9 protein-coding genes are annotated in these 9,316 nt (G+C 75.1%); 5 read left to right on the top strand and 4 right to left on the bottom strand.

Annotated features, from left to right (window positions below):
- Positions 1-91 precede the first annotated feature (91 nt).
- From ADK60_RS37585 to ADK60_RS37595, 3 genes are all read left to right on the top strand, one after another.
- Positions 92-655 (top strand): helix-turn-helix domain-containing protein, encoded by a 564-nt coding sequence (locus ADK60_RS37585; protein ID WP_502687479.1) that lies wholly within the window; start codon positions 92-94, stop codon positions 653-655.
- Entirely contained in the window at positions 652-2,190 is a 1,539-nt protein-coding gene (locus ADK60_RS37590) for an MFS transporter (protein ID WP_063783390.1), read from the top strand. The genes ADK60_RS37585 and ADK60_RS37590 overlap by 4 nt, the downstream gene beginning before the upstream one ends.
- A gap of 62 nt (positions 2,191-2,252) precedes the next feature.
- Complete coding sequence (locus tag ADK60_RS37595) at positions 2,253-2,939, top strand: alpha/beta fold hydrolase (protein WP_053651298.1); 687 nt, start codon at positions 2,253-2,255, stop codon at positions 2,937-2,939.
- Between the two features lie 25 nt (positions 2,940-2,964).
- Here the strand turns inward: ADK60_RS37595 and ADK60_RS37600 are convergent, their stop codons facing one another.
- Positions 2,965-4,419, bottom strand: a complete 1,455-nt coding sequence (locus ADK60_RS37600; protein ID WP_053651299.1) for a DUF2252 domain-containing protein — start codon at positions 4,417-4,419, stop codon at positions 2,965-2,967.
- Between the two features lie 250 nt (positions 4,420-4,669).
- On the opposite strand from ADK60_RS37600, the gene ADK60_RS37605 reads away from it, so the two are divergent.
- On the top strand, positions 4,670-5,101 hold the full coding sequence (locus ADK60_RS37605) for a ribosomal maturation YjgA family protein (protein ID WP_053651300.1): 432 nt from the start codon (positions 4,670-4,672) through the stop codon (positions 5,099-5,101).
- Positions 5,102-5,108: 7 nt separating this feature from the next.
- Here ADK60_RS37605 and ADK60_RS37610 read toward each other — a convergent pair whose 3' ends face one another.
- On the bottom strand, positions 5,109-5,891 hold the full coding sequence (locus tag ADK60_RS37610; protein WP_053651301.1) for an SGNH/GDSL hydrolase family protein: 783 nt from the start codon (positions 5,889-5,891) through the stop codon (positions 5,109-5,111).
- Positions 5,892-6,367: 476 nt separating this feature from the next.
- On the opposite strand from ADK60_RS37610, the gene ddaH reads away from it, so the two are divergent.
- Complete coding sequence (gene ddaH, locus ADK60_RS37615; protein WP_053651302.1) at positions 6,368-7,192, top strand: dimethylargininase; 825 nt, start codon at positions 6,368-6,370, stop codon at positions 7,190-7,192.
- A gap of 94 nt (positions 7,193-7,286) precedes the next feature.
- Here ddaH and ADK60_RS37620 read toward each other — a convergent pair whose 3' ends face one another.
- Positions 7,287-8,501: a globin domain-containing protein gene (locus ADK60_RS37620; protein WP_053651303.1), complete on the bottom strand. Its 1,215-nt coding sequence runs from the start codon at positions 8,499-8,501 to the stop codon at positions 7,287-7,289.
- Between the two features lie 93 nt (positions 8,502-8,594).
- Positions 8,595-9,062, bottom strand: a complete 468-nt coding sequence (locus ADK60_RS37625; RefSeq protein ID WP_053651304.1) for an RrF2 family transcriptional regulator — start codon at positions 9,060-9,062, stop codon at positions 8,595-8,597.
- Positions 9,063-9,316: the final 254 nt, after the last annotated feature.

The following is a 9,316-nucleotide window of genomic DNA, read 5'->3' on the forward strand; positions in this document are numbered from 1 at the left end:
CCGGGCGGCCCGGGGCGCGCGAGGCGGCCGGGGCTCAGGGTCTGGGCGGCCCCGGCCAGGGGTGTCCCATATCCGGGATAGCATCACGGATATGGGAATGGATACGGCCGCCGACGAGCGGCTGGCGGAACGGCTCGCCGAACTGCGGGTCGAACGCGGGTGGACGCTGGAGGAGTTGGCACAGCGGGCGGACGTCAGCCGCTCGACGCTGTCGCGTGTCGAACGGTCCGAGGTGAGCCCGACGGCGGCGCTGCTCGGGCGGCTCTGCGCGGTGTACGGGCGCAGCATGTCGCGGCTGCTCGCCGAGGTCGAGGCCGCGCCCGCCCGGCTGGTGCGGGCCGCGGACCAGCGGATCTGGCGGGACGAGGCGACCGGGTACGTCCGGCGCTCCGTCTCGCCGCCGCACGGTTCGCTGCGGGCCGAGGTGATCGAGGGGCTGCTCCCCGCCGGAGCCGACATCGCCTACGACAAGCCCGACGACACCGGCCGGGAGCACCACCTCTGGGTGCTGGACGGCCTGCTGTCGATGACCGTCGACGGCACGGAACACCTGCTGGAGGCCGGAGACTGCCTGCGGTTCACCGCCGAGACCAGCCGCTTCCACTGCCCCGGCCCGACCGGTGCCCGGTACGCGCTGGTGGTGGTCGAACCGTGAGCGCGACCGGCGCGATACCGGCGCCGCCGGTCAAGGAGCGGTTCGACGCGGCCGGGCGGCGGGTGCTGCTGGTCTGCGTCGCCGGCGGCTTCACCACCCTCATCGACCAGTCGGTGCTCAATACCGCGATCCCCGCGCTGCGCGAGTCGCTGCACGCCCAGCCCGCACACCTGCAGTGGATCGTCGCCGGCTACTCGCTGGCCTTCGGCCTGGCCCTGATACCCGGCGGGCGGCTCGGCGACGTGCGCGGCCGCAAGTGGTTCTTCGTCGGCGGCCTCGCCCTGTTCACCGTCGTCAGCCTGCTCTCGGCGACCGCCACCGAGCCCTGGGTGCTGGTCGCCGCCCGGCTGCTCCAGGGCGCCGGCGCCGGACTGGTGAACTCCCAGATGATCGGCACCCTCCAGGACGTCTTCCAGGGCCAGCTACGGGCCCGCGCGCTCGGGATGTACGCCGTGACCGGCGGCCTCGCCTTCGCCCTCGGCCCGCCGATCGGCGGCGCGGTGCTCGCCGCCGTCGGACCGGAACAGGGCTGGCGGCTGACCTTCCTGCTCAACGTGCCGTTCGGGCTGGCCACCCTGCTGCTGGCGGTCCGCCACCTGCCGCGCCCGCGCCCCAGCACCCGGCACGCCGACCTCGACCTGGTCGGACTGCTGCTCGTCGCCGCGCTGACCCTGGCGCTGATGCTGCCGTTCGTCCAGCCTCCCGGCTGGGCCGGCTGGCTCGGGTTCGCCGCCGCGGCGGCCGCGCTGCTCGGCGCGCTGGCCCGGTGGCAGCGCCGCTACGCCCGGCGTGGCGGCCACCCGCTGATCCATCCGGCGCTGACCCGTTCCGCGCCGTACGCGCTGGGGACGGCGGTGGCGATGGCGCAGTTCGGCTCCTCGCTGGCCGCCGGACTGGTGCTGACGATGTTCCTCCAGGACGGCCTCGGCCTCTCGCCGATGGGCGCGGCCCTGGTGGCGCTGCCGTCGGCGGTCGCGATGGGCTTCGCCTCGGCGTTCGCCTGGCGGGTCGTCCAGCGCTTCGGCCGGCGGACCGTCACCGCGGGCATGGCCGGCTCGGCGCTGGTGATGCTCGCGGGCGGCCTGGTCGCACGCTGGGCGCCGACCGGTCCGCTGCCCTGGCTGCTTGCGCTGCTCCAGCTGCTGGGCGGCGCCTCGGTCGGGTTGATGGCGGCCTCCAACCAGGCGTTCGTGCTGCGGCACGCACCGGCCGAGGCGGCCGGGGTGGGCGGGGCGATCCTGCAGATGGCGCAGCGGATCGCGGCCGCGGTCAGTGTCTCGGCGCTGTCCGGCGTCTATCTGCGGGCGACCGGCGGTGGCGGCGGGCACCGGGCGGCGTACGCGTGGGCGAGCGGTGTCTGCGCGGCGGTGGCAGCGCTGGCGGTGGTCGTCTCGGTGCTGGCGGGCCGGGTGTCGGCGCGCGAAGCGATGCCGGTCGAAGCGATGCCGGTCGATGCGATGCCGGTCGAAGCGGCGGCCGGGAAGGGCGCGGACGCGCCGGGTGCCGCTGACCGGGAGAACACCCCGAGCCGCTGACCGCTGTTCGCCGTGCGAAAAGCGGAGCCCGGACGGTGCGGGCCCCGGGTTACGGTGCCGGTATGACCGAGCCTCTGCCAGTCGAACTGCCGGCCCTCTCCCTCGCCTGCCGGGAGAGCGGCCCGGCCGACGGCCCGCCGCTGGTCCTGCTGCACGCCCTCGGCGAGCGGGCCACCGACTGGGACGTGGTGCTCCCCGCCCTCGCCCCGCACCACCGCGTCCACGCCCTCGACCTGCGCGGCCACGGCGACAGCGGCCGCCCCGGCCGGTACAGCCTGGAGGCGATGCGGGACGACGTGCTCGCCCTGCTGGACGCGCACGGCCTGGACCGGGTGGACCTGGTCGGCCACTCGATGGGCGGCGTGGTCGCCTACCTGGTCGCCCAGGAGCGGCCCGAGCGGGTCGGCCGACTGGTCCTGGAGGACGTCCCCGCCCCGCGCCCGCGCCCCGCGAGCGAGGTGGCCGACGCCCCCGAGGAGCCCGTCGACTTCGACTGGGCGGTGGTCCGGGTGGTCAAGAGCCAGATCGACCGGCCGGACCCGCGGTGGCTGGAGCGGATGAGCGCGATCACCGCGCCCACCCTCCTGGTCGCCGGCGGCCCGACCAGCCACGTCCCGCAGGACGGCCTGGCCGAACTGGCCCGCCTGATCCCCGACTGCCGCCTGGTCACTATCGACGCCGGCCACCTGGTCCACCACACCGGCCCCGCGGAGTTCGTCGCCGCGGTGGCCCCGTTCCTCGCCCCCTGACCGGGAGCGAGGGACCGGGCGTCCGTCAGACGCCGTGCTCGGCCGGGAGGCGGCCGGCGCGGATGGCGGTGAGGAGGTCGGCGTGGTCGGCCTCGGTGCGGTCGGCGTAGGCGACCGCGAAGCCGGCCACCGCCTCGTCCAGGGCCTCGTTCTTGCCGCAGTAGCCGCTGATCACCCCGGGGTCGGCGGTGTGGGCGTGGGCGCGGGCGAGCAGGGCGCCGGTGATCCGGGCGTAGTCGTCCAGCTGGGCGGGCAGCAGGGCGGCCGGGTCCACGCTGCCCTTGCGGTTGCGGAACTGGCGCACCTGGTAGGGGAGTCCGTCGACCGTGGTCCAGCCGAGCAGGGTGTCGCTGACCACCTGCATCCGCTTCTGCCCGCGCACCACCCGGCGGCCCTCGTGGACGTCCGCCGCGGCGACCGGGTGGCCGGCCCGGGCCAGGTGCGGCAGCAGCACCGACGGGCGCGCCTCCTTCACCTGGAGCACCAGCGGCTGCTCGCGGTGGTCGGTCAGCAGGACGACGTAGGAGCGGGTGCCGACGCTGCCGGTACCGACGACGCGGAACGCCACGTCCTGCACCCGGTAGCGGGACAGTAGCGGGTGCAGCTCGCCGGGCACGGTCCCGACGTAGTCGCCGAGCGCGGTGGCGACGGCGGCGGCCGTGGCGTCCGTCACCTCCCTGAGCACCGGCGGTGCCGCGGTGAAGCGCCGGCCGCCGTCCTCGGTACGGACGGTGGACTTGGCGGCGAACCGGGCGCTGGTGTTGCCGAGCGCCTTGGCGCCGACCTTCTCCAGCAGTTCGGTCAGGTCGTGCGCCTGGGCGAAGGAGACCAGCTGCTCGTCCGCGACGGCGTTCCAGGCGTCCAGCGCGGGCAGCTTGGCCAGGGTGCGCATGGTGCGGCGGTAGGCGCCGGCCGCGTCGAAGGCGGCCCGGCGGGCGGTCGTCTCGTCGGCGCCGATCTCCCGGCCGGCCAGGACCAGGCTCGCGGCGAGGCGCTTGAGGTCCCACTCCCACGGGCCGGGGACGGTCTCGTCGAAGTCGTTGATGTCCATCACGAGCCGGCCGCGCGCGTCGCCGTACAGACCGAAGTTGGCCGCGTGGGCGTCGCCGCACAGCTGGGCGACGGTGCCGCTGGTCGGGGTGGCGGCGAGGTCGGCGGCCATCAGCCCGGCCGAACCGCGCAGGAAGGCGAACGGGGTGGCGGCCATCCGGCCCAGCCGGATCGGCACCAGCTCGGCCAGCCGGCCCTCGTTGGAGGCCTCGATCGCCTGGACGGCGGTCGGGCGGTCGGTGACGGGCGGGAACTCGGCGTGCCGCTCGCGCGGGGTGCGGGTGCGCAGGGCCTTGCCGCGCTCACGCGCGTCGCCGTCCTGGCGCGGCGCGAAGCCCTCGACGGTGAACCGCCGCCCGGGCCCCTGCCCGGCCCCCGCCACGTCCGCCGGTATCCCGGACCCGTTCACCGTCTCGGTCAGCTGCGTCACTGCGCCCCGCCCTGTCTCTGTCGTTCCGGTCCACGGCCTGCGCGGACCCGGCCCGGAAACGGGCCGGCCAGCAGGGTACCGGTCCGCCCGTCCGGTCCTTCGGCAGGGAGGGACGCACCGGGGGCGAGCGCGGTTCCCGCGGCGGGTCGGCGGGTCGGCGGCCGATGGGTCGTGGCCGGTCGGCCGCGTCGGGCCGGTCGGTGGGAGGTGCCGGTCGGTGGGAGGTGCCGGCCGGCCGTAGGGTGCGGGGATGGACGATCTTCGGGGGCGGTGGGCGGTCCGGGGCGCGGCCGCGGTGGCGGCGGTGCTGACGGTCGGTGCGGGGCTCGCGGTGCGGACGGTGGCGGGCGGCGAGGCGGCCAAGTACGCGGGCGACGCCCTTTACACCGTGCTGCTGTACGCGCTCGCGGTGCTGGTCGCGCCGAGGCTGCGGCCGCCGGTCGCGGCCGTCTGGGCGGCGGGCCTGAGCTGGGCGGTGGAGCTGTTCCAGCTCACCGGCGTCCCGGACGACCTGGCCCGGCGCAGCGCGCTCGCGCGGCTGGTGCTCGGCTCCACCTTCAACCCGCCGGACCTGCTCTGGTACCTGGTCGGCGCCGGGCTGGCCGCCCTCGTGCACGCGGGGGTCCGCGCGGGCACGAGGACGACCGGACGACCGGCCACCGTCCGACGGTCCGTCAGATGACGGACCGTCAGAGCGGCATCAAATCGGGGCGCTTGGCCTCGACATTGTCGCCGGACGACTCCCCGCGGAGCCGGCGGCCGACCCACGGCAGCAGGAACTCGCGGGCCCACTGGAGGTTCTCCCGGCGCTGTTCGGCGGCGGAGAGGGCCGGGGTGGACGGCCAGGGGGCCTCCGGGTCCTGCTCGGTGCGCAGGCCCAGCGAGCGGGCGGCCAGCAGGGCGACCCGCTGGTGGCCCTCGGGGGAGAGGTGCAGGCGGTCCTCGCTCCAGGCGCGGCGGTCCTGGACGGCCCGCAGCGACCAGAGGTCGGCCACCTTGCAGCCGTGCCGGTCGGCGACGGCGCGCATGTGGCCGTTGTAGGTGGCGATCTTCCCGCGCAGGTGCTTGAACAGCGGCACGCCGCGCGTGTCGAAGCCGGTGCAGATGAGCACCGTGCCCGCCGCGTCGACGAGTTGGGCGACGGCGGCCTCGAAGCGCTCGGCCACCTCGTCCGGGTCGCTGCCCGGGCGCAGGATGTCGTTCCCGCCGGCGCAGAAGGTGACCAGGTCGGGCTGGATCCGGCGGACCTCCGGCACCTGCTCGGCCATGATCTGGTCCAGCAACCGACCGCGCACCGCGAGGTTCGCGTATTGGAAGCCGCCCGGCGGCCGGTCGCCGGCGAGCAGCCCCGCCAGCCGGTCGGCCCAGCCGGCGAAGGCGCCGTCGGCCCCGGGGTCGTTCAGGCCCTCGGTGAAGCTGTCCCCGAGGGCGACGTACGAATTGAGGTCAAGAGTCTCCTGGAGGTGCGACATGAAGGAGATAGTTCACTGTCTCAAGTGACCTACGCCACCGTAGGTGGCCGGTAGCGGTACGTGAGATCGGCCACGTGTGGTCGGAAGGCCCGGGGCGGAAGGTGCCGGACGGGCTCCGACGGGCTCGTGCGGGCCCGGGCGGAAGGGGCGGACGGCCCCGGGCGGGAGGCCCGCAGGAGCCGGAACGACGGGTTCGGACGTTCCGGAACGGCTCGCGAGCGCCCTTGTGCGCCAGGGGCGCGCGGGTGGGCGCGCCGAATGCGCGGGGTACTGCGCCACCCGGTGCGCCCACCCGGGTGTGGGAACGGCGCGGCCGGGGCAGCCGCCCTCTGGACCGTACGGACGTAGGCGGCGGGCGGCGCCCGCGCCCCGTACCGGGGGCCCGTTTCCGTTCCGCCCGGTCCCCTTCCGCTCCGCCCCTGCTCCGTCCCGTTCCGTCCTTGCTCCGTCCCGTTCCCGACCGCGGAGGTCGCCGCATGCCGTACCGAATTCCGGAGCGCACCGCGAGGCCGCGGCGCTACCTCATGTGCCGGCCGACGTACTTCACGGTCGAGTACGCGATCAACCCCTGGATGGACCCGGGGCGGCCGACCGACACCGCGCTCGCCGTCCGGCAGTGGGAGCAGCTGTACGCGCTGTACGGGCAGCTCGGCCACACCGTGGAGCTGATCGATCCGGTGCCCGGCCTCCCGGACATGGTCTACACGGCCAACGGCGCCACCGTGATCGACGGCCGGGTGCTGGTCGCGAACTTCCGCCACCCCGAGCGGGCCGGCGAGTCCGACGCCCACCAGGCCCGGTTCGAGGCCGGCGGCTACCGCGAGGTGCGGCGTGCCGCGCACGTCAACGAGGGCGAGGGCGACCACCTGCTGGCCGGCCGCCGGGTGCTGGCCGGCAGCGGCTTCCGCACCGACCCGGCCGCGCACGCCGAGGCCCGGGACCTCTTCGGCCTCCAGGTGCTCACCCTGGCCCTGGTGGACCCGCGCTTCTACCACCTGGACACCGCCCTCGCCGTCCTCACCGAAGACCAGGTCATGTACTACCCGGAGGCGTTCACCCCGGACAGCCAGGCGCTGCTGCGCAGCCTCTACCCGGACGCCGTCCTCGCCGACCAGGAGGACGCCGAGGTGTTCGGCCTGAACGCCGTCTCCGACGGCCGCCGGGTGCTGCTGCCGGAGGCCGCGAAGGCGCTGGCCGCCCGCCTCGCCGACGAGGGCTTCGAGCCGATACCGGTCGACGTCTCCGAGTTGTTCAAGGGCGGCGGCGGCCCCAAGTGCTGCACGCTCGAACTCCGGCCCTGAGTCCCCGCGCCCCCGCCTTCGCCCTTGCCCTCGGCCTTGCCTTCGCCGGAGACCGGTCCCGCACCCGTGCGACCTGCAGGGTGCGGGACCGGCGTCAGGCGTCCTGGCCGAGCCAGAGGTCGGGGCCGAACACCTCGTAGTGGATGTCGGCGGCCGGGACGCCCGCCGTGAGGAGCTGGGCCCGGACCGAGCGGAGGAAGGGCAGCGGGCCGCAGAGGTAGGCGGTGGCGCCCGCGGGGACGTCGACCGTGGACAGGTCGACCAGGCCGGTCCGCTCGGCCGGCCAGTCGCCGAGCGGCCGCTCGTAGAAGACGTGGGCGGCGGCGTCCGGCAGCTTGCCGGTCAGTTGGGCGAGGTCGGCCCGGAAGGCGTGCGACAGCTGGTCGCGGTCGCCGTGCACGGTGACGACCCGGCGGGTGGAGCCGGTGGCGGCGAGATGGGCCAGCATGGCGGTGATCGGCGTGTTGCCGATGCCGGCCGAGGCGAGCAGCACCGGCCCCTCGCCCTCGGTCAGCGCGACATCGCCGAACGGCGGGGCGATGTCGAGGACGTCCCCGGCGCGCAGGTGCTCGTGCAGGTGGTTGGAGACCTCGCCGGCCGGGCCGCCGGCGGCCTCGGCGGTGGCCCGCTTGACGGTGAACCGGAGCGCGCCGTCCGCCACGCCGGAGAGGCTGTACTGGCGGATCTGCCGGGCGCCGTCGGGGAGTTCGGCGCGCACCGAGAGGTACTGGCCGGGCCTGGCGGCCGGCAGCGGGCGGCCGTCGGCCGGGCGGACCAGGTAGGTGGTGACGTCGTCGGTCTCCGGGTACCGGGCGACGAGGGTGTACGGGCGCCAGAGGTCGGCGGGGTCGAGGTGCTGGGCGGCGGCGCTCTCGGCGCGCAGCCGGTCCTCGACGGCGATCAGGGCGTTCGCCATCAGCCAGTAGACCTCGTCCCAGGCGGCCGCGACCTCGGGGGTGACGGCCTCGCCGAGCACGTCCACGATGGCGGCGAACAGGTGCTCGTGGACGATCCGGTACTGGTCGCTGCTGATGCCGACCGACACGTGCTTGTGCGCGATGCGGGCGAGCAGCGCGTCCGGACGGGTGTCCGGGGCGGCGATCAGGGCGGTCGCGAAGGCGGCTATCGAGCCCGCGAGCGCCTGCCGCTGGCTGCCGTTGGCCTGGTTGCCCCGGTTGAACAGGTCGCGCAGCAGCTCCGGGTGGGCGGCGAACATCCGGTCGTAGAACAGCGGCGTGATGTCGCCGATCGCGCCACCCACGACGGGCAGGGTGGCTTCGACGACCTCGGCGGACTTGGCGGACAGCATCGGTAGGCTCCAAACTGGAATCTGAGAGTCGTATTTCTGCCCGTGCGGATGCGCGGACCGGCGTGGGGTGGTGCGGCGGTGGGATGTGGTGGGTCAGTCGGAGGGGTCGGGTCTCGCGCCGAGGCCCGGTCGACCGCCGAGGCCGAGCAGGACCGGCCCGGTCGGCGCGGCCACCAGATCGCCGATCGAGAGCGGGTCCAGGGCGGCGAAGAACGCCTCCTGCGCGGTGCGCAGCGCCCCGCGCAGCCGGCAGGCCGCCCGCAGCGGGCACGGTGGTTCGTCCTCGCAGCCGACCACGTCGCCCACTCCCTCCAGCTCGCGCAGCAGCGGGCCGAGCGAGCCGGTGCGGCCCGCCGCGGTGAGGGACAGGCCCCCGCCGTGACCGCGCCGCGCCTCCACCACGCCGAGGTGCTGCAGTCGGCTGACCACCTTGGCGGCGTGGGTGTAGGGCACGCCGACCGCCTCGGCCACCTCTCGGGTGGTCGGGTTGGCCTCCTCGTCGAGGACGGCCAGCCGCATGGCGATGCGGAGGGCGATGTCGGTGCTCTTGGTCAGCCTCACGTTCGAAAGGCTAGCGAATACGACTCCAGGACTCCAATTTCCTGCACGCGCCGCTCGGCAGTGCCGAACCGTTACCCGCCGAAGCGTCCGGCGCGCTGTCCGCCGGGCAGGTCAACTGCTTTACTGGCCAAGCTCGTTCGCCGGAAGACGACCTGGGGAATGGGGACAGCATGGACAGTGGCACCCCACCGCCACCTCCGCCACAGGAACCCTCGCGGACACCACCGCCCTACCCTCCGCCCTCGCTCTACCCG

Origin of the sequence: Streptomyces sp. XY431 (assembly GCF_001279805.1) — a bacterium.
Taxonomy (GTDB): domain Bacteria; phylum Actinomycetota; class Actinomycetes; order Streptomycetales; family Streptomycetaceae; genus Kitasatospora; species Kitasatospora purpeofusca.